This is a genomic window from Haliea alexandrii (genome assembly GCF_003719295.1).
Classification (GTDB): domain Bacteria; phylum Pseudomonadota; class Gammaproteobacteria; order Pseudomonadales; family Halieaceae; genus Haliea; species Haliea alexandrii.
Genome location: NZ_RFLW01000003.1, coordinates 453537 through 472027 on the forward strand (window position 1 = coordinate 453537; position 18491 = coordinate 472027).

The 18491-nt window shown below is 63.3% G+C and carries 18 protein-coding genes; 4 read left to right on the top strand and 14 right to left on the bottom strand.

Translation table 11 applies throughout. The annotated features are described in order from the left end of the window. The first annotated feature begins 2 nt into the window (after positions 1-2). Positions 3-365 (top strand): nuclear transport factor 2 family protein, encoded by a 363-nt coding sequence (locus EGJ68_RS14475; RefSeq protein WP_123035255.1) that lies wholly within the window; start codon positions 3-5, stop codon positions 363-365. Here the strand turns inward: EGJ68_RS14475 and EGJ68_RS14480 are convergent, their stop codons facing one another. From EGJ68_RS14480 to EGJ68_RS14490, 3 genes are read right to left on the bottom strand one after another with little or no spacing between them, the layout of a single operon-like run. Then, a complete protein-coding gene (locus tag EGJ68_RS14480; RefSeq protein WP_123035256.1) occupies positions 366-1433 on the bottom strand; it encodes an efflux RND transporter periplasmic adaptor subunit in 1068 nt (355 codons plus the stop codon). Further along, on the bottom strand, positions 1426-4743 hold the full coding sequence (locus EGJ68_RS14485; protein WP_123035257.1) for an efflux RND transporter permease subunit: 3318 nt from the start codon (positions 4741-4743) through the stop codon (positions 1426-1428). Before EGJ68_RS14485 ends, EGJ68_RS14480 begins: the two co-directional genes overlap by 8 nt. After that, a complete protein-coding gene (locus tag EGJ68_RS14490) occupies positions 4740-5060 on the bottom strand; it encodes an ArsR/SmtB family transcription factor (RefSeq protein ID WP_199228057.1) in 321 nt (106 codons plus the stop codon). The genes EGJ68_RS14485 and EGJ68_RS14490 overlap by 4 nt, the downstream gene beginning before the upstream one ends. 153 nt (positions 5061-5213) lie before the next feature. On the opposite strand from EGJ68_RS14490, the gene EGJ68_RS14495 reads away from it, so the two are divergent. From EGJ68_RS14495 to cls, 3 genes are all read left to right on the top strand, one after another. Continuing rightward, positions 5214-5981, top strand: a complete 768-nt coding sequence (locus EGJ68_RS14495; protein ID WP_408609915.1) for a class II aldolase/adducin family protein — start codon at positions 5214-5216, stop codon at positions 5979-5981. A 90-nt stretch (positions 5982-6071) separates the two neighbouring features. After that, positions 6072-6980 carry a tyrosine-protein phosphatase gene (locus tag EGJ68_RS14500; protein WP_123035259.1) on the top strand — a complete coding sequence of 303 codons (909 nt, stop codon included), beginning with the start codon at positions 6072-6074 and terminating at the stop codon, positions 6978-6980. 5 nt (positions 6981-6985) lie between these two features. After that, complete coding sequence (gene cls / locus EGJ68_RS14505; protein WP_233248840.1) at positions 6986-8428, top strand: cardiolipin synthase; 1443 nt, start codon at positions 6986-6988, stop codon at positions 8426-8428. 29 nt (positions 8429-8457) lie between these two features. Here the strand turns inward: cls and EGJ68_RS14510 are convergent, their stop codons facing one another. The 11 genes from EGJ68_RS14510 to EGJ68_RS14560 are packed head-to-tail and all read right to left on the bottom strand — an operon-like array spanning position 8458 to position 18488. After that, positions 8458-9846 (bottom strand): alanine/glycine:cation symporter family protein, encoded by a 1389-nt coding sequence (locus EGJ68_RS14510; RefSeq protein ID WP_123035261.1) that lies wholly within the window; start codon positions 9844-9846, stop codon positions 8458-8460. 51 nt (positions 9847-9897) lie between these two features. Next, the gene (locus tag EGJ68_RS14515) at positions 9898-11247 is read right to left on the bottom strand and encodes a sodium-dependent transporter (protein WP_123035262.1); all 1350 of its coding nucleotides are present in this window, start codon (positions 11245-11247) and stop codon (positions 9898-9900) included. 60 nt (positions 11248-11307) lie between these two features. Beyond that, positions 11308-13092 (bottom strand): aminopeptidase P family protein, encoded by a 1785-nt coding sequence (locus EGJ68_RS14520; protein ID WP_123035263.1) that lies wholly within the window; start codon positions 13090-13092, stop codon positions 11308-11310. Positions 13093-13118: 26 nt separating this feature from the next. Further along, positions 13119-13298, bottom strand: a complete 180-nt coding sequence (locus EGJ68_RS14525) for a rubredoxin (protein ID WP_123035264.1) — start codon at positions 13296-13298, stop codon at positions 13119-13121. Between the two features lie 37 nt (positions 13299-13335). Continuing rightward, positions 13336-14091 carry a type II secretion system protein N gene (gene gspN / locus EGJ68_RS14530; RefSeq protein WP_123035265.1) on the bottom strand — a complete coding sequence of 252 codons (756 nt, stop codon included), beginning with the start codon at positions 14089-14091 and terminating at the stop codon, positions 13336-13338. Continuing rightward, complete coding sequence (gene gspM, locus EGJ68_RS14535; protein WP_123035266.1) at positions 14088-14558, bottom strand: type II secretion system protein GspM; 471 nt, start codon at positions 14556-14558, stop codon at positions 14088-14090. Before gspM ends, gspN begins: the two co-directional genes overlap by 4 nt. Then, on the bottom strand, positions 14558-15751 hold the full coding sequence (gene gspL, locus EGJ68_RS14540; protein WP_123035267.1) for a type II secretion system protein GspL: 1194 nt from the start codon (positions 15749-15751) through the stop codon (positions 14558-14560). Before gspL ends, gspM begins: the two co-directional genes overlap by 1 nt. Before the next feature lie 43 nt (positions 15752-15794). Continuing rightward, positions 15795-16826, bottom strand: coding sequence for a type II secretion system minor pseudopilin GspK (gspK, locus tag EGJ68_RS14545; protein WP_158283682.1), 1032 nt, complete (start codon positions 16824-16826; stop codon positions 15795-15797). Next, positions 16807-17451 (bottom strand): type II secretion system minor pseudopilin GspJ, encoded by a 645-nt coding sequence (gene gspJ / locus EGJ68_RS14550; RefSeq protein ID WP_233248841.1) that lies wholly within the window; start codon positions 17449-17451, stop codon positions 16807-16809. The genes gspK and gspJ overlap by 20 nt, the downstream gene beginning before the upstream one ends. Next, positions 17441-17908 carry a type II secretion system minor pseudopilin GspI gene (gspI, locus tag EGJ68_RS14555; protein ID WP_123035270.1) on the bottom strand — a complete coding sequence of 156 codons (468 nt, stop codon included), beginning with the start codon at positions 17906-17908 and terminating at the stop codon, positions 17441-17443. The genes gspJ and gspI overlap by 11 nt, the downstream gene beginning before the upstream one ends. Next, the gene (locus tag EGJ68_RS14560; protein WP_158283683.1) at positions 17886-18488 is read right to left on the bottom strand and encodes a GspH/FimT family pseudopilin; all 603 of its coding nucleotides are present in this window, start codon (positions 18486-18488) and stop codon (positions 17886-17888) included. Before EGJ68_RS14560 ends, gspI begins: the two co-directional genes overlap by 23 nt. Positions 18489-18491 lie beyond the last annotated feature (3 nt).

The window sequence follows — 18491 nt, forward strand, 5'->3', positions numbered from 1 at the left end:
TTATGGACAATGCAGACAAGATCGCGATGGTGGAGCGTTACGTTGAGGCGTTTGAAAAGGGCGACGTCGAGATCATTCGCAGCATGTACGCACAGGACGCGGTTGTGGAGGACCCTGTGGGCACTGACGCCCACCACGGGCTGGATGCTATCTGCGAATTCTATCAGGGTGCGCTGGGAGCCGGCGCCAAACTGCGCCTGTCAGGACAGGCGCGTTGCGCGGGTAACGCGGTTGCTTTCCCGTTTCATGTGGTGATGCCGGGCATGCAGATTGACGTCATCGATGTCTTCGAATTCAACGACGAGGGCAAGATCAGCAGCATGAAGGCCTACTGGGGCCCCGACAACCTGCGCAAGGACGGCTGACTAACGCTCACTGCTCTGCGCCAGCGGCAGCAGCTCGTCCCCGGCCTGCAGCCCGGCAACCACCTCGACGCGGCCATCGCCGTCGCGTTTCCCGACGCGCAGGAAGCGTCGCTCAGGCCCTTCGGGGCCGGCGACCGTGGCCACCCAAAGCTGGCCGACCTGCGCCAGCAATGCCTCGGGCACGCGCATGCGCCGCTCGCTGCCCGCCGGCACGTCAACCCGCGCATAGAGCCCCGGCAACAAGCGGTCGTCGTAGGGCAACCGGATCTTGACCAGAAAGCTGCGCGAGCCAGGCTCGGCTGCTGGCACAATTTCCTCGATACTACCCTGCACGGCGCTATCCAGCGCCGGCAAGCTCACAGACACAGCCTGGCCCACGGTAAGAGTGACCGCCAACTGCTCACGCACGCTGGCTTCGACCCGCAGCGACAGCGGATTATAAAGCGACAACAATGTGGTTCCCGGTGCGGCCATATCACCGGGCTCGGCAAAGCGATCAACGACCCGTCCGTCGAGTGGCGAGTGAATCGAGGCGTAAGCCAGCGCCGCGCGCGCCTCTTCCAGCCCCTGCTCCGTGCGTTGCAGGTCAGCTTGCAGGCTGTCCCGTGTTGCCTGCGCTGCCTCCCGGTCAGACGCTGACAACAGACCGCGCTGCTGCAACTCGATACTGCGCTGCAAGTTGCGCTCTGCTTCGGTGAAGCGCGCCCGCGCCGCCGTAATCTGGTTGCCGGCCTGGGCGACCCGCGCTTCCAGGTCGGTCTTCTCCAGTTCCAGCAGTAGCTGCCCTGCTCTGACCGTATCACCGGCCCGCACCAGAATACGCTCGATGCGGGCGATGATCCGCGATGCCACAAGCGTTGCCTGCTTCGCCTCCACGGACCCTGGCACCGGCTCGGTGACCGCAACCAGCTCCTCCACGACCCGAAAGGCGGGTTGTTGTGCCTGGTCGGAGCGGGGCTTGAGCCCGGGCGCAAGCCGGTTATCGAAGACGCCCGCCATCCACGCCACCAGCAGCACCAGCACCGCTGTTGCCGCCACGGCGGGCACCCACCGCAAAATACTACGCATCGCCTGAAACCTCCCCGCGCTCGCGGTCAAAGACCAGCAGATACACCACCGGTACCACCACCAATGTCAGCAGGGTCGACGCGATGATGCCAAAAATAATAGCCAGGGCCAGGCCACTGAAGACCGGGTCGAGAATAATCACGAGATTGCCCAACAGCGTTGTACCCGCCGTCAACAGCACCGGACGCATGCGCACATGCCCCGCCGCCAGCAGGGCATCGACAATAGAGGCGCCGCGACTGCGCGCCTGGGTGACAAACTCAACCAGGATCAGTGAATTGCGCACCACGATCCCCGCCAGCGCAATCATGCCAATCATGGCCGTTGCCGTGAACAGAACGGGATCGGGGGCGCCTGCCACGGTACGTTCACCCACCGTGTTCAACCACCAGAACCCAGGCATGATGCCGATCACTGTTAACGGGATGGCCGCCATGATGATCAGCGACAGCGCCGATGAAGCCGTTTGCACCCGCAGCAGAAAGAAAATCGCCAACAGGGCAAAGGCAAAAGCCAGCCCCATATCGCGAAACACATCTACCGTGATGCGCCATTCGCCCTCTCCCGTCCAGCGCACCTCGATGTCCGGCGGCAGTGCCCATCCATCGCCGCCGCCTGCGGTGAGAAACGTGCGTCCCTGCCAATCATTGGTGCTACCTTCACCAGCGCCCTCATCGGCGACAATGTCGGCAATTACGTCAGCCGGTGGGCGCCCTGACAGCTCGGCGCTGACATAGACCACCGGGCGCAGATCCTTGCGGTAAATGGCCTGATCAGCAGTCAGTTGCCGAAAGTGACCCAGCTCACCCAACGCCACCAGTGGCTGCGGCGCGGCGTCGAGACCGCTGGCCTTGCTGGCCTGGGTAATACCGGCACGCCCTTTCACCTGCAGGCGCGCAAAGTCGTGCGGGGAGATGCGCTCTTCCGGCGCCAGACGCAGCAACAGCGGCAGGGGTTTGGCCTCGCTGGCCTGTTGCAAGAAGCCCGCAATGACGCCTTCATTGGCCATCGCAATGGTGTCGTTGATATCGGCAGTCGACACACCGGACAGGGCCGCCCTGGGCTTGTCGACAACAAAACGCCAACGCGGTTGCGCTGCCTGCACCGAGGTATCCACCTCGACCACGTGTGCTTCGCGCGACAAGCGCGCCGCAAGCTCCCGGGCAGCGGCCTGTTGCCGGTCATACGGTGTGAGCGTCGCGCCGTAAACTTCCGCCACCAACGTGCTCATCACCGGCGGGCCTGGCGGCACCTCAACCACCTGCAGGTTAACGCCCTCCTTCTGCAGCGGTGCCAACAATTCGCGCAGACGCAGCACAACACCGTGGGACTGCTGCTCGCGCCGGTTCTTGTCTACCAGAACCACCCGGATATCCGCCAGGTGCGGCGCCACCCGCTGGTAGTGACGGCGCACCATGCCATTGAAGTCGATCGGCGAGGGCTCGCCAACAAACACCGCTGCCGCTTCCACCTCAGGCACCCGCAGCAGTGTTTGCACCACGCGCTGGCTCAGCGCCGCTGTCTGTTCCAGCGTGGCAGATTCAGGCAGATCCACCAGCACCTGCACTTCGTTCTTGTTGTCGTAGGGCAGCAGCTTCAAGGGCACCAGCCGCAACAGAGGCAAGCTCGCGGCGCCCATGAACATCACCAGCACCACCCAGACCACCAGCCGTGCCCTGCCGCGCCGCATCAACACAGGACGCATAAACCGGGCGTAGGCACCGCCCGCAGGGGCGGGGTCTCCCGCGATTGCCTCCAGAGCGGGGCTATCAACAGAGGGCAACAGGCGCTCGGCGAGCCAGGGCGTTACCAGAAAGGCGACCAATGTGCTGCTGATGACGGCCACAGGCACATTAAAGGCCATCGGCGCCATATACGGCCCCATCATGCCGGTGATAAAGGCCAGCGGCAGAAAAGCGACCACAATGGTCAACGTGGACATCAGCAGGGGGACCCGAATTTCCGCCATGGCGTCGACAATGCGCCGTGTCCGCGGTCCGCTGCCGCCGGCAAAGTTGCGCGCAATATTGTCAACCCCGGTAATCGGGTCATCCACCAGCAGGCCCAGAGCGAGAATCAGCGCAAACAACGTTACCCGGTTGATGGTATAACCAAACGCCATATCCAGTGCCAGGGTGAAGCCGTAGCAAATGGGCACGGCGAGGCCCACCACCAGACCCGCGCGCCACCCCAGGAATACGCTGATGAAAACCACCACTGTCACGATGGCAAAGCCGAGGCTGCTGGCCAGATTGTTGACCTTTTCGTTGGCGGTTTGCCCGTAGTCGCGCAGCACGCGCATCTGCATTTCGGCGGGCAGCAGCTCCCGTTGCAGGGTATTGAGCTCCGCGTGGACCCGCTGCGCCAGACCCACGGCATTGGTGCCGGGCTTCTTGGCAACGTTCAGCGTGACCATCGGGTAGCGGGCAGCGGCGTCGGTCCCGGCAGCCGTGCGCTCCCCGGCGAAGCTGATCCAGGTGTAATGGCTGGGCTCCTGCGGGCCGTCGACAATGCGCGCAACATCGCGCAGATACACCGGTACGCCGTCAATCACATTCACTACCAACTCGGGAAGTTCATGTGCACCGCGCAGTGCATCGCCGCTCTCGAGCAGGATCGACGTATTGTTGTAAGTCCAGCGTCCGGCGGGTTGCAGCAGGTTGGATACCGACAGGGCCGCATGCACCTCCGACGCGCTGGTGCGCCGTGCGGCCAGGCGCTCCGGGTCCAGCAGTATCTGCACCTGCCGCGCGCGTCCACCGGTCACCGTCACTTCACCCGAGTCCGGCAGGCGTTGCAGGTGGGTACTCAACTCATCGGCCACGCGGCGCAGATCGAAGTCACTGTAGCGCTCCGGGGTATCCGACCACAGCGCCAGTACCACGATCGCGACATCATCCACCTCGACCGGGCGCAGGTGCCACTGACTGACTACGGCAGGCAGCAAGTGTGGATTGGAGTAGAGCTTGTTATAGGTGTTGAGTAATGCCGCTTCACGCTCTTCGCCCACGTAGAAGGAAAGCGTGACGGTGGTACGGCCAGCCGTTGTGGTGGAGTAGACATGTTCAACGCCCGGAATCTGGGCCAGCAGCTTTTCCAGTGGCACCGCCACTTGCCGCTCGACTTGCGTGGCGGAGAGCCCTGGCGCCTCAACAAACACATCCACAACGGGTACGACAATCTGCGGCTCCTCCTCTCGCGGCGTCAGCCACAGTGACAGGATTCCAGCCAGCAAGCCCACTGCGAACAACAGCCTGGGCAAGCCACCACCGAGTGCGTACGCCACAACCCGATCCAGCGGGTGGCTCATGACTTGCCCTGTTCCTCGCCACAATACAGGGTATGCAGGACCTGCAGAATTGCGGCCACCTCACCCGCGGCAAGCGAGTAGTACACCTGCTGCCCCTCCCGCCGCGCCGTGACCAGACCGGCCTCGCGCAAGCGCGCAAGGTGCTGAGAAAGGGCCGACTGCGACAGTTCGATGTCGGCATTCAAGGCACCCACAGAACGCTCACCCTCCACCAGCGTACAGAGAATCAGCAAACGTTGCTCGTTGGCGAGTTCCTTGAGCAGGGCGACCGCCTGCTTGGCCTGTGCGGCCATTGCACCTGCATCCATTTCCGCCATGACTGCTTCACCCCGGCTGCTTGCGGTAACGATATATTAGATTTAATTAATATGTAAGGTCTTTGACGCCAACCTCAGGTCAAAAACGTCTACACTGCAGCAGTAATATACAGAGAAAAGGGCCAGGACATGAATACTGCAAATGCCATCATCATGAACCGGGACACCACCGGCATGGGGGGTGAATCCACCGAGAAATCCAGCAGCGAGCTGCGCACCGAACGCAAGCAGCGCCTCGCGGCAGCACTGCGCCTGTTCGGCAAGTTCGGCTTCGACGAGGGTGTGGCCGGCCACGTCACCGTGCGGGACCCCGAACACAGTGACCACTTCTGGGTGAACCCCATGGGCCGCTCATTCAAGCAGATGCGCGTATCCGACCTGTTGCTGGTCAGCCACACAGGCGAGGTGGTGGAAGGCGACGGCCTCCTCAATGGCGCTGCCTTTACCATCCATTCACGTATTCACATGGCCAATCCACGGGTAACGGCGGCAGCCCACTCACACTCCCTGTATGGCAAGGCCTGGGCATCCCTGGGGCGACCACTGGACCCGATTACGCAGGACGCCTGCGCATTCTTCGAAGACCATGTCGTGTTCGATGACTTCACCGGCGTGGTACTGGATAACGGTGAGGGCGAGCGCATCGCGACGGCACTGGGCGACAACAAGGCGGCCATCCTGCAGAACCACGGCTTGCTGACGGTGGGAGAAACCGTTGAAGAGGCTGCCTGGTGGTTTATCACCATGGAGCGTTCCTGCCAGGCACAACTGCTGGCCGAGGCCGCCGGTACACCGCGATTGATTGACGCCGATTGCGCCCGGCAAACGCGCGCCACGGTGGGTTCCCCCCTGGCCGGCTGGTTCAGTTTTCAGCCGCTATATGACGTTATCGTGGCGGAGCAACCCGAATTACTCGAGTAGGGTGCTCGAACACGTTACTCGAACAAGCGGCTACGATCGTCCGCGCGGGAATGCTATCCTGCGTGGGGCTTTCATCTACACGGATACCGCATGTCACGAGCGTTCTGGTACAAAATCCTGTTGGCTGCGTTTCTCATCACCCTCGCCGTCATCCAGTTCATTCCCCCTGCCCCCGTGCAACTGCCGGTGGAGCTGCCCGCCGCCGAGCGCAAAGACGCGCGCCTGTTGGCATTCGAGGGTATTCACAACTTCCGCGACCTGGGCGGTTACACCACCGGGGACGGACACAGCGTTGCCTGGGGCAGGCTTTACCGCTCCGGGCATCTGGCCAATGCTTCGCGCAGTGATCTACAGCAGCTGCAGCGCCTGCAACTCGACACCCTGATCGATTTTCGCTCCAGTGCCGAGCGCGAAGACGAACCCAGCCGGCTACCCGAAGACACCACGTTCACGCAGTTGAGCATCCCGATTCTCGATTCCGGCAACGATGCCCTGATACATGACCTGCATGCCAGGATCGACAGCGGCGATCTCGCTGGCTTCAACGCCGATGACTTCATGCTGCAGGCCAACCGCCAGTTTGCGGACGAATTCACGCCCCAGTACCGCCGCTTCATACAGACCGTACTCGCCGCCGAGGGCCGTCCGCTGGCCTGGCACTGCACGGCGGGGAAAGATCGCACCGGATTTGCCGCCGCAATACTGCTGAGGATTCTGGGCGTACCCGAAGAGCAGATCATGGCGGATTATCTGGCGAGTCGTGAACCGTCGCTGGAGGCCCGCAGCCAGGACCTGATGCTGCTGCGGGTATTCAAGGGCGAGGCGGCAGCATCCACCGTAGAAACCATGCTCGGTGTCGATGCGCGTTGGCTGCAGGCCGGGTTCGACGAGATAGACGCACGCTGGGGGAGTTTTGACGCGTACGTGCGCGACGGCCTGCAGTTGACTTCCAACGACATCCAGAATCTGCACCGCCATTTACTGGCGGGTGCCGGGTAGGCGGTTTGGGGCTGGAAATGTACACCGAGGTCATCGCCGTTGCGGTGGTCCTGTTCTATGCGCTGGGCATCGTGTCTGCCGTCGAGGCCATCATCAACGTACGCACGGCGCAGGGCGCCATCGCCTGGGCCATCTCCCTGCTCGCCGTGCCCTATCTTGCCGTGCCCTGCTATCTGGTATTCGGGCGCACCAAGTTCGACGGTTATCTGGAGCAGCGCAATGCCGTGGAGCAGGAAACCCGCGAGCTGTTGCAACAAACAAGAGCCGAGGTGTCCAAACATTTGGTCTTCAGCTCCCCCGCCGAACCCGTCTACAACGCCCTCTTCAACCTCACGGGTATTCCTGCAGCCGGGGGCAATGCTGTCGAGCTGCTGGTTGATGGCCAGCAGACCTTCGACAGTATTCTCCGCGGCCTGGAATCCGCCCAACACCACATCCTGCTCGAGTCTTACATTATTCGCGACGACAACCTGGGCCGACGCATCGGCCGGGTATTGTCGGACAAGGCGCGCTCAGGCGTCAGCGTACATGTGCTCTACGATGAAATAGGCAGCCGCAATTTTCACCGCACGGGGTTGTGTCGCCAGCTGCGCCAGACTGGCGTGCAGGTTGCCGCTTTCAATACCACGCAGGGGCGCCGCAATCGCTTCCAGCTCAACTTCCGGAATCACCGCAAGATCGTCGTTGTCGACGGCCATACGGCCTGGGTCGGTGGCCACAATATTGGCGACGAGTACCTGGGGCTGGATCCGGATATCGGGCACTGGCGTGACACGCACTTGCGCCTGCAGGGGCCCGCCGTGCTGGGCGTGGAACTGGCCTTTGCCACCGACTGGCGCTGGGCTACGCAAACCTCACTGAGCGTCGTACAGCCGGACGCGGAGGATGCCCACCACGGCACAGAGAATGTGCTCGTGTTTCCGTCCGACCCCTCCAGCATACTGGAGCAAGCCGGGCTCATGTTCCTGCAGCTCATTGTGGCCGCGAAAGAGAGAATCTGGATCGCGAGCCCCTACTTTGTTCCCGACAGAAGCATCGTGTCGGCCCTGCAGCTCGCCGCGCTACGCGGTGTCGATGTGCGCGTCATGATTCCCGACGAACCCGATGGACCTGTCGTAGGCATGGCCAACTGGTCGTTCACCCGTGAGCTGCTACCCGCGGGCGTGAAGGTGTACCGCTACCAGGGTGGCTTCCTGCACCAGAAAGTGCTGTTGATGGACCACCACCTCGCCGGTATCGGCACCGCCAATTTCGACAACCGCTCGTTCCGGCTCAACTTCGAGATTACGCTGCTGGTGGATGGCGAGCGTTTTGCCAGCGAGGTGCAGGCCATGCTCGAGGCTGATCTGCTGAAATGTCGCGAGGTAACGCCTGCTGAAATTGCGGCCAAGCCCGCCTGGTTTCCGCTTGCCACCGGCGCTGCTCGCCTGTTTTCACCTGTACTGTAAGCGCGGGGCATGCACCCGAAAACAGACGTTTAACCCGGCCAGGACTTCTCGTCGATATCCAGATCGCGCCAGTCATCCGGTCGCAGGCGAGGTTCCTCACCCTGGCGCAACTGGGTGTCGTAGTCGCGTAGCAGGCGCATGCCAATGCGGTACATCCACACCAGGCCAACCAGGTTCACCAGCGCCAGCAAGCCCATGGTCAGCTCGGCAAAACCGAACACCGTGCTCAGATCCTGCAGCGACCCCCAAAACACCAGCCCCAGCACCGCAACGCGGAAAATATTGGCAACTGTCGGGTTGTCGTCACTGAAAAAGCTCAGGCTGTTATCGCCGAGATAATAGTTATAAAGAATGGAACTGAATGCGAACAGCACCAGCGCAACGGACACAAAGGTGGCACCCCAGCCGCCCACGTGACTCCCCATGGCGAGCTGGGTCAGCAGCACACCATCCACATCCGGGGCACCCGGCTGGTAGACATCAGACAGCAGAATGATCACCGCGGTGCAGCTGCACATGATCATGGTGTCAATGAACACGCTGAACGCCTGCACCACACCCTGGTTGGCCGGGTGCGGCACAAGCGCCACAGCCGCCACGTTGGGGGCACTGCCCAGCCCCGCCTCGTTGCTGAACAGGCCGCGCTTTACCCCCTGCAGGATGACGGCGCCGAGCCCGCCGCCCACTGCCTGCTCAATGCCAAACGCACTTTGCACAATGGACCAGAGCGCTGCGGGCACCTCGGTAATGTGCAAGGCAATCACCACCAGGGCGGCAAGAAAATACATGAGTGCCATGACCGGCACGATAATCTCGGACACGAGGGCAATCCGACGAATACCACCGAATATCACGCTGCCAAGCACCAGCACCATGATCGCGCCGGTGGCCCAGGTGGCCACGCCGAACGATTCGGCCAGCGATGTGGCTACCACATAGGACTGCACGGCATTGAATCCCAGGCCGAAGGTCAGCAACAACAACACGGAGTAGACCGCCGCGAGACCGCGCTGGCGAACACCGTGGGTCAGGTAATAGGCGGGCCCGCCACGGAAGCTGCCATCGGGTTCAGTACGCTTGAACAACTGCGCCAGAGAGCACTCGAAAAAACTCGTTGCCATACCCATGAGGCCTATCAGCCACATCCAGAATACGGCACCTGGACCGCCAAGCGTAATGGCGACCGCCACTCCAGCGATATTGCCACTGCCCACGCGCCCGGCCACCGACACCACCAGAGCCTGAAACGAGCTTACCTGACCACGTTCGTGGTGCATGCCTCCGCGCAGCACACCGAACATACGACCAAAATAGCGGAACTGCACGCCACGTGAGGCTACCGTGAACAACAACCCGACGGCGACCAGAACCAGAATGAGTACCTGGCCCCAGAGGAAGTCATTGATAGCAGTGAACATAGGAACTCCGCGGGCTCAAGCCCGTGCTTGCACGGTCAACCAGGCGTAAAGTCAGCCAGCAACACCCCGCACGAAAATGACCACCAGCGCAGGTGGCACCACAAACCGGATCATGAAGCGCCATAGCCCATAGCTCATGCCACTCATGCTCCAGAGTTCGTCGCGACTGGCCCGCGCGGTCGTGACCCAGCCGGCAAACACGGCGATCATGAGGCCACCCAGGGGCAACAGGATCTGGTTGGAAAAGTAATCCATGGTGTCGTTGAAATTCCGGCCACCGAGGCTGAAGTCGACCCATACGTTGTAGGACAGAATGCTCAGCACGCTGAACACGGCAACCGAGCCAATCACCAACAGAGCGCTGCGGTGCCGTGGCATGCCATAGCGGTCTTCTATCCAGGCGTTCACACACTCCACCAGTCCGACCATGGAGGTGATACCAGCCACCGAAAGCATGGTGAAAAAGAGTACGCTGAAGACATGTCCGCCGGGCATCTGGGCAAAGGCCACCGGCAGGGTTTGGAAAATGAGACCGGCACCGGCCGCCGGATCAAGTCCGTAATTGAACACAGCCGGGAAAATCACCAGACCGGCCAGCAGGGCCACCACTGTGTCCGCCACCACAATGATCAATGCAGACTGGCCGATGGAAATCGACCTGGGCAGGTAGGACCCATAAATCATCATGCCACCCATGGCCACGCCGATGGAGAAAAAGGCCTGGCCAATCGCGGCCAGCACTGCGTCGGGACCGATCTTGCTGAAATCCGGCGTGAACAGCCAATCGATCGCGGCGTGAAAACCCCCGGCAAAATAATTGTAGGCTGCAAGGCCCACCAGGAGGAGGAACATCAGTGGCATCATCACGACCACCGCGCGCTCAATGCCATCCTTGACGCCGGCATATATAATCAACCCGGTGATGCCCAGACCGACCAGGGTCCAGAACAGCATGCCCAAGGTATCGCCCTGAACCGCGGTGAACTGTGCGGCAGCGTTCACGGCATCGACATCGGTAAAACCGGTCGTCACCGCTTTGAACAGGTACCAGAGCACCCAGCCCACAATGACTGCGTAGACAATCTCGATGGTGTAGGCCGCCAGCAGTCCCATACCACCGACCCACTGCCACTGGCGACTGCGCCCACTCTCTGTGGCCACCACGGCCATGGCTTCCGGCGGGCTGGCCTGGCCGCGCCGCCCCACCATAAGCTCGGCAATCAGGATAGGCATGCCGATACAGAAGGCGCAGAGCAAATAGACGATGACGAAGGCGGCGCCGCCATTTTCACCCGTGATGTAGGGAAACCGCCAGATGTTCCCCAAGCCCACCGCAAACCCGACGGCCGCCATGAGGAACGCAAACCGCGAAGACCAGTGATCCGCTGCCGCTATTGCCATGGTGCTCTATTCTCCGAGTTCTGATTATTCTGCGCAGTGTACACAAAACCCCTTAACGCATCAGCTGGCAATCAATGGCGCGCAGGCCTGCGCCAGCCATTGCCGGTCAGGCTCGTCCAGCAGGGGCCCTACCGTATCTTCCACGCGCCGGTGATAGGCATCAATCCAGGCCTGTTCAGCAGGCGACAGCAGGCCGACTTCAATCAGGCGCCGGTCAAAAGGCACGAGGGTCAACACGTCAAAGCCGTACATCGGCGTTTCCAGCTCGCCGTTCAATGCCTCCACCACCACCAGGTTTTCACAGCGAATACCGAACTCGCCGTCGCGATAGTAGCCCGGTTCGTTGCTGAGGATCATGCCCGGCTCAAGCGTTGCTGCGCTCCACGCCCGGCTGATCCGCTGCGGCCCTTCGTGCACGCTGAGAAAGGCCCCGACACCGTGGCCGGTGCCGTGGTCGTAATCGAAGCCCTCACGCCAGAGCGGCTGGCGCGCCAACACGTCGAGATGCGTGCCGGTGGTACCGCGGGGGAAGCGTGCCTGGTCAAGTGCAATGTGACCCCGCAATACCAGTGTGAAGAGCTTGCGCACCCCCGCCGCCGGCGTGCCAATGGCCACCGTGCGGGTGATGTCGGTTGTGCCGTCAGTATACTGACCCCCGGAGTCCACCAGATAAATGGAGTCAGGCGGCAACCGGGCCGGCGTGGCGTTGCGATGATTGTAGTGGCACATGGCGGCGTTGCCCCCGGCCGCCGAGATGGTGTCAAACGAGGGCCCCTGAAAGTGCTCGCCATCCTCACGGAAGGCAAGCAGCTGATCGGCCAGCCCCGCCTCGTCGTGATACCGGCCATGCTGCAGCTGCGCATCCAGCCAGGCGAGGAAACGGACCACGGCAACGGCGTCGCGCACGTGCGCCTGGCGCGTGCCCGCAATCTCCACGGCGTTCTTGCAGGCTTTGGGCAGCAGCACCGGGTCGGGCGCGGCGATCAGGGTTGCACCGCCCTCTTCCAGGCATTGTTGCGACCAGGCATTGGCCGTGTGGGGGTCCGCCACCACACGCTGGCCAGCCTGGCCGGTGAGCAGTGTCGCGGCCTCCTGTGGAGCGTGCAGGCGCACGTCTGCTCCGCAGTGCGCCTGCCAGCCCGGGGGCATACGCTGTGGGTCCACGATAAGGTCGACCGAGGCGTCACGCCAGATCAGCGCCATCGCCTGTAATACCGGCAGGCAGGGAACATCCAGACCGCGCACATTCAGCAACCAGGATACGGAGTCCGGCGCGAATACCAGTGCAGCATCGGCGCGGTGACCTTCCAGGCTTGCCGCGATGCGCGCGCGTTTGCTGGCGCTGGACTCACCGCTAAACGCGTCGTCCAGCAACAGCGCCGGACGCACGTCTGGCGCAGGACGATCGTGCCAGCAACGGTCGACCAGGTTGTCCGCATCCGCACACAACACGACACCCGAGGCCTGCAATGTGTCCTCGGCGTCGCGGTACCACTGCAGGCTGTGCAGCCGTGGGTCTACCGCGACCCGTGCTCCGCAGGGCAATGCCGCGGCCAGCCAGCTGGCCGGGGGCGTGTTGATCAGGTGTTGATAACTGAAATGGGCCACATCCACCTGTTGTCGGACCTGCACGGTGTAGCGCCCGTCGACAAAAATCGCCGCACTGTCGCGCAGCACCACAACCACGCCCGCCGAGCCGGTAAATCCGGACACCCAGAGAAGGCGTTCATTGTGCAGCGGAATATATTCGCCGAGGTGTTCATCGGCACGGGGGATGACCAGGGCATCGTAACCCCGCTCCTCCATCAGTTGGCGCAGGGCTTGCAGCCGGTGTGCAGTCGTCATCAGGGTTTTCCAGAAAGTGGGTAGGCTCAACCTTCCATGAGGTCAAAATCGGCCTTGGAGATACCGCAGTCCGGGCACTCCCAGTCCTCGGGCAGATCTTCCCAGAGGGTGCCGGGCGCAATGCCGTCCTCCGGAATACCCAGGGCTTCATCGTAAATAAAACCGCAAATGACACACTCGTACTTGCGCTGGCCGGGCTTGCTCATAACACGTGATCCTGTTGGTAGTTCGAAGTCAGTGACCCTACTGCGGGAGGGCGCCATCGAGGCGTAAATCGTAGCCCGCCGCCACTGGCCGCGCCAGCAGGGCGAGCGCTTCCTGTAACAGCGGATCCCAGGTTTCGTCATGGGTCAGTAAAATGGCGATGCTATAGTCGCGCTGTCGCAACTGCAACTCTCCCTCGGCACGCAGGGGGCCGGCGAGCGTGACTATGGTGCCGGCCAAAACCCCGGGGCCGGTATCCCGTATATCCGCGGCGTAACTGCCCAGCGGCAGCAGACCCTGCGGTGAATCCCAGGCCGCCTGCTGCCAGGTCAGCCGCGCGGTCGCCTCCAGCGGCAAACCGTCGCGCAGGTGCAGCGTCTCGGCCTGGGCTGTCATTCGCCCCGTGAGGGCTATCGGCGCCAGGTGTCGCAACAGCGCTGCATCAAATCGCGCCTCGACATCGGACAGGATGACCTCGCGTTCGCCACGCCAGGCGACAACAGCCGCCAGTTCCTGGTCACTCCAGCGGGCGTGTATACGCAGTGTGGGGGCCGCCACGAGCAGCGACAGCGGACGCAAGGACCAGGTCACCTCGCCCAGATGCAGAATGCCGGCATCAGTGGACACCCGCACACGGCTCGCGCGGCCACTCCACACCGTACCTGACAAGCCGTCAGCCGCGACCGGCGTACCCGCGAGAACACGATTCAGCACGTGCGCAGGCGCGCCCGCCAGCAGCAGGACAATCAACAACAGCAGGGCGGCGACCCCCGCGAGCAGCTGCGCGCGGCTCATGGCTGACCGATCCGCACCGTCGCATTGACCAGGCCCGCGCTGCCCGCCTGTGTGATCGCAACTTCTGCGAACACCAGGCCCTCACGCATTTCGAGCTGATGCAGCCAGGCCGCAAGATCGGCAAAACGGGCGTTTTCCAGGCGCACCTGCAGGTCGCCCCGCGCACCCGGTTGCAACCTGCTCACTGACAGGCCGTAACGGGCGGTACTCTGATTGACCACTGCGGCGAGATTGCTGCCCGAGCGCACCGGCGTATTACCCTCCCGCGCCTGCAATACCAGCGCTGACAGCGCATCCACGCGCACCAGCGTTTCCGCTGTCGCGCTGTTCTGCTCCGCCATGCGATCGCGTTTGGCAGCCATCGGCGACCACAGGGCTACCCACAGCAACCACACCGCCACAGCCACCGCCAACACCAGCACGCTGGACTGCTCCCGCACCGTGAGGCGCACCCACCAGGCTTTCATCACGCGCCCCTCACCCGGATGCGGGCTCGCACCCCGTCACCTTGCGCACTGCTGCTCTCCATTTCAGCCGCCAGACCCGCATCGGTGAGCCCCGCACGCAGCTGCTCAACCGCAGAAAAATCGCTGGCAACAATATTGAGGCGCATCTCGCCGCCACGCTGGTTGTAGTTCAGGCTGAGTACCCGCATGGCCGGACGCTCGGCAATCACGCGACCGGCGCGCTCCAGCAAGGGCACGAAACTGCCCGCGCCGGGTCCACCACGCAGGCTATCCAGCTGCCGTTGCAGCTGTCGCTCGGCGTCCACCAGCGCACCCTGGGGCATGGCCTGGCGGTAACTTGTCTCCAGCGCGCCACGCAACACCCGATTCTCGCTTGCCAGGGCGCGGTAGTCCGCCCATGTCGCCGCCAGCTGCAAGACGAACGCGCCGAGCAGTAAACTGGCGGCGACACGCCAGTAGTTCCACCATTGCACCAGCGGCAGGCGTGGCGCATAAGCGCCCTGGCGCAGGTTCAATGCCGCGTCATCAGCCGATAACAGTAATGCGCTGCAGAGGTTACCCTGCCGCCATTGCACACGCTCCCGCAGCGCCGCTGGCAGCAAATCGAGTGCGGCTGCCTGATCGGCCGCATAGAAAATGACGGTCTCCGGCATCTCTGCCTCAGCCGCAGCCGCGAGCACGGCGGGCAGCAGCTCGCGCTCCACCGCGTAGCCCTCGGCCTCACCGCTGCGCACCAGTACCTGCGTGCCATCCATGACCAGGCACCATTCACCCGCACGCCACGGAAGCAGCAGCGTTTCCGGCACCCACCGCGGCAAATCCGGCAGATGCGACAGGCGCTGCGCCCAGTACGCCATCGCCCGGTGGCTACACATCGCCACCGCATAGCGGGTTTTATCCAGTGCCCGCGAGGCGAAATGCAGAGCGTCTACGTCTTCGGCAACCTGCTCCTCGAACATGAACGGCAATGCCCGCGCCAGATGCTTCTTCTCTGCCGCTGTTACCTCCAGCGACAGTAAGCGCACATCGGCACCCGGGGCTGCGAAGCATGCCTGCCAGCGCGAACTGCGCAGACTGACGACGAAGTTTGCGACCTCTTCAGCACTGCCCAGCGGCCGCGGCTGCTCACCCGCACCGGGTGGATACCAGACAAGCGCATCATCCATCAGGCGTACGATGGCTAGGTTCTGCACAGAGTTCTCTCCGTTGTCATCAATCCGGGGGATGGCGAGCGGGTCACAGGCTGCCCATCGCTCGCACGATTGGCCGCACCGCGCGCTTGTCGCGCTGCAGGACACTGTACAAGCGCATCTTGCGCTCGGCAACTTCCACCTCCGCAGACAGCAGAAACCAGGAGGAGCTTTCCCCCAACAGGCTACCCGCGTCGGTCATGGTCTTCTCGCCGAAAACGGAATGGGCGAGGAACGTCTCAAGGTCGGCAAACCCGCCTTCCTCCTGCTGCGTCTGCCAGAGTGCGTCGCCCTGGGCCTCGCTGAGGGGGGTAAGCTCACCGTCACCATTGATCGCGCGCAGCAAGGGCAGCGATGCCGTGTGAATATTCAGCGGCGCCGGCGTGCGCGGCCAGACCGTGACCCAAGGCGCCAGTGCCACATACAGTTGCGGTGTCATGTTGGCGACCGCACGCAGCTCGCTAACGCTCGCCATGGGGTGGTTGGCCGCACGGTAGGCGGGCGTCTGCCCACTGTAAACATCATCCTCCGCGCCGAACGCACGGGGAATGCTGTCCTCATCCAGCCAGTCGCCGATAGCGCGTGTGACCGCCACCGCCTCGGCCTGCCCCAGCGCAGCATCCGGGAGTGCCTGCAGCAGACGGATGAAAAAGGCCTCGGCCGGGGTGAAGCGCTGGCCCGCCTCCCCGGGTTCAGTCGGCGCTGCCGCCAGTGTATTGAGGTTGAAGCGCCCCTGCAGATCCTGCAACGACCCGACCAGCCAACCGCCCTCGTCCAGTGGATACGGGGTCGCCTGCTGCGCCCAAATTTCGTTCTTGTCGTCACGCGGCTGCGCACGGGACTGGTCGGCGTCGTAATCCATCACCAGGGCCACCGCGGCAAGCTCTTCGGCCCCGCGCAGGTAGGCATAGCCCTGGTCCTGTAAAAACAGATTTGCGCCGCGTTGCGCAAACAGGGTGAACTCACGCTGCATGGCGACCATGAGGGCAGCACACAGGCCGAACACCAACAGGGCGACCACCAGTGCCACGCCGCGCTCTGCCAGGCGCATACCGGGGCTACAAGGGCGGCAGTGCATACAACATCCGCAGGTCGCCGAGATCATCCAGCTCCAGCGTCAGTTCCAGCGCCGCCGGGGGCGCCAGGGTGGCATTCGGTTGACTGGTATCCAGCACCCAATTATCGGGCCAATTGCGCGTATCCACCTCAGTGCCCCGGGCGCCCGGCTGCAAGGCCGCCACCGAGGCCAGAAACGTGATCTGAACCCCTGTCACCCCCTCCAGCAGGCGCACCCGCTGCGGCTCGGTCGAACCCGCACGGTCCAGCACGGCGTAGCTCTCGCGCCACAGGCTGTCTTCCTGCCACACATAGTTGACCCGCTGCAGCGTGCTGCGCGGCTGGCCCGTCGGGTTATGCCAGCCGGTGCGGGTAAAGCTGAGCAGAAAGCGCGCGGCAGGCCCCCCCATCAGGGCCGGCTCCTGCTCGCCGAATTCATCCCGGACTGGCCGGTCGACGAATTGTCGCAGGTCGCGCTGCAGTATCTGGAGGGCACGATTCACCTCCCAGGTGCGCTCAGCAACCCCGCGGGTACTCTCGACGCCGTTGATAACGGTGGACAGACCGGTGTACGCCACCGCCGCCACAAACGCCGTTATGGCCAACGCGATCAGCACTTCCACCAGGGTAAAGCCGCTAGCTCGCAAAACGGAAACCCTCTGCCCGCTGCCGCGCCACGCTATCCTGCCGCTCGCCACCCGGCGCGGCGAGGAAGGCGACCAGGGAATAGAGCAACGGCCCGCCATCCTCCTCACCGGCACGCACGGTAATTTCCACCCGGTAGAAACCTTGCACCTCGGTCGGCGTGCTTTCCAGCCGCCAGTACCAGGGGCGGCCGGCAAACGCCTCACTGCCGCTGTCGGAGCCGCGCAACAGCTCACCCCGTGCGGCGCTCAACAGGCGCAACTCCACCAGTTTGTTGTTGGCCACCAGCTGCGCCAGCGACTTGTCACGCAAATAGCCCGTGCCGTCCACCTGCTGATGCAGGGCGAACAACAACGCGGGCAGGGCGAGCGCCACGATCGCCAGTGCCACCATCACTTCCACCAGTGTGAAACCACGCACGCTGCGGGCACGGCGACTAGCGCGACGGATAGGCGTCATCGATCTCACCCCGGGGCAACATCGTCATACGCCCCAGCAAGTCCCACTCCAGCCGCCAAAGCACTTTCGCCGTGTCTCGATCACGCCATTCCAAAGCGCCCGGGGCCACTTCGCCACTGGCGTAGAACACCACCTGGGGCGCGGCGTCCTCGGCCAGCGGCGCAGCCAGCAAATCAGCGGTGGGTATATCATCCAGCAGCAACACCAGTTCGACCTCCGCGGGCAGCGTGCGCGGCGCCAGCACCTCGCGCGCCAGCGCCGGCGACCGCCAGCCCTCGGCACGCCGCTCGCGCCAGTCGTAGAGGTATTGGGTTTGCGCACCGCGCGCATCCACCGCCAGCACCAGACCCATGTCCCGCCCCGCCATCTGCGCCTCTTCCAGGGCGAACTCCGCGACATTGCGCAACTCACGCACCTGGGATTCAAGCACCTGTTGCCGTCCGCCATCACCCACGTTGAGGGTGGCGAGCGACGTCATCAACACAATCACGAACAGAACGACCAGCAGTTCAACCAGGCTGAAAGCGCGACACCGTGCGGCACACGGCCGCGATAACCCCGCGCCCACCTGCCGCCACATGGA

What these genes read in the sequence shown, in the direction of transcription:
- EGJ68_RS14520 (WP_123035263.1), bottom strand. Translation starts at nt 13,092, where the DNA reads ATGACGACTGCACACCGGCTGCAAGCCCTGCGCCAACTGATGGAGGAG.
- EGJ68_RS14560 (WP_158283683.1), bottom strand. Translation starts at nt 18,488, where the DNA reads ATGTGGCGGCAGGTGGGCGCGGGGTTATCGCGGCCGTGTGCCGCACGG.
- gspK (WP_158283682.1), bottom strand. Translation starts at nt 16,826, where the DNA reads ATGCACTGCCGCCCTTGTAGCCCCGGTATGCGCCTGGCAGAGCGCGGC.
- EGJ68_RS14485 (WP_123035257.1), bottom strand. Translation starts at nt 4,743, where the DNA reads ATGAGCCACCCGCTGGATCGGGTTGTGGCGTACGCACTCGGTGGTGGC.
- EGJ68_RS14510 (WP_123035261.1), bottom strand. Translation starts at nt 9,846, where the DNA reads ATGTTCACTGCTATCAATGACTTCCTCTGGGGCCAGGTACTCATTCTG.
- EGJ68_RS14475 (WP_123035255.1), top strand. Translation starts at nt 3, where the DNA reads ATGGACAATGCAGACAAGATCGCGATGGTGGAGCGTTACGTTGAGGCG.
- gspI (WP_123035270.1), bottom strand. Translation starts at nt 17,908, where the DNA reads ATGACGCCTATCCGTCGCGCTAGTCGCCGTGCCCGCAGCGTGCGTGGT.
- EGJ68_RS14490 (WP_199228057.1), bottom strand. Translation starts at nt 5,060, where the DNA reads ATGGCGGAAATGGATGCAGGTGCAATGGCCGCACAGGCCAAGCAGGCG.
- EGJ68_RS14525 (WP_123035264.1), bottom strand. Translation starts at nt 13,298, where the DNA reads ATGAGCAAGCCCGGCCAGCGCAAGTACGAGTGTGTCATTTGCGGTTTT.
- EGJ68_RS14515 (WP_123035262.1), bottom strand. Translation starts at nt 11,247, where the DNA reads ATGGCAATAGCGGCAGCGGATCACTGGTCTTCGCGGTTTGCGTTCCTC.
- EGJ68_RS14480 (WP_123035256.1), bottom strand. Translation starts at nt 1,433, where the DNA reads ATGCGTAGTATTTTGCGGTGGGTGCCCGCCGTGGCGGCAACAGCGGTG.
- EGJ68_RS14495 (WP_408609915.1), top strand. Translation starts at nt 5,214, where the DNA reads ATGAACCGGGACACCACCGGCATGGGGGGTGAATCCACCGAGAAATCC.
- EGJ68_RS14500 (WP_123035259.1), top strand. Translation starts at nt 6,072, where the DNA reads ATGTCACGAGCGTTCTGGTACAAAATCCTGTTGGCTGCGTTTCTCATC.
- gspM (WP_123035266.1), bottom strand. Translation starts at nt 14,558, where the DNA reads ATGAAAGCCTGGTGGGTGCGCCTCACGGTGCGGGAGCAGTCCAGCGTG.
- gspN (WP_123035265.1), bottom strand. Translation starts at nt 14,091, where the DNA reads ATGAGCCGCGCGCAGCTGCTCGCGGGGGTCGCCGCCCTGCTGTTGTTG.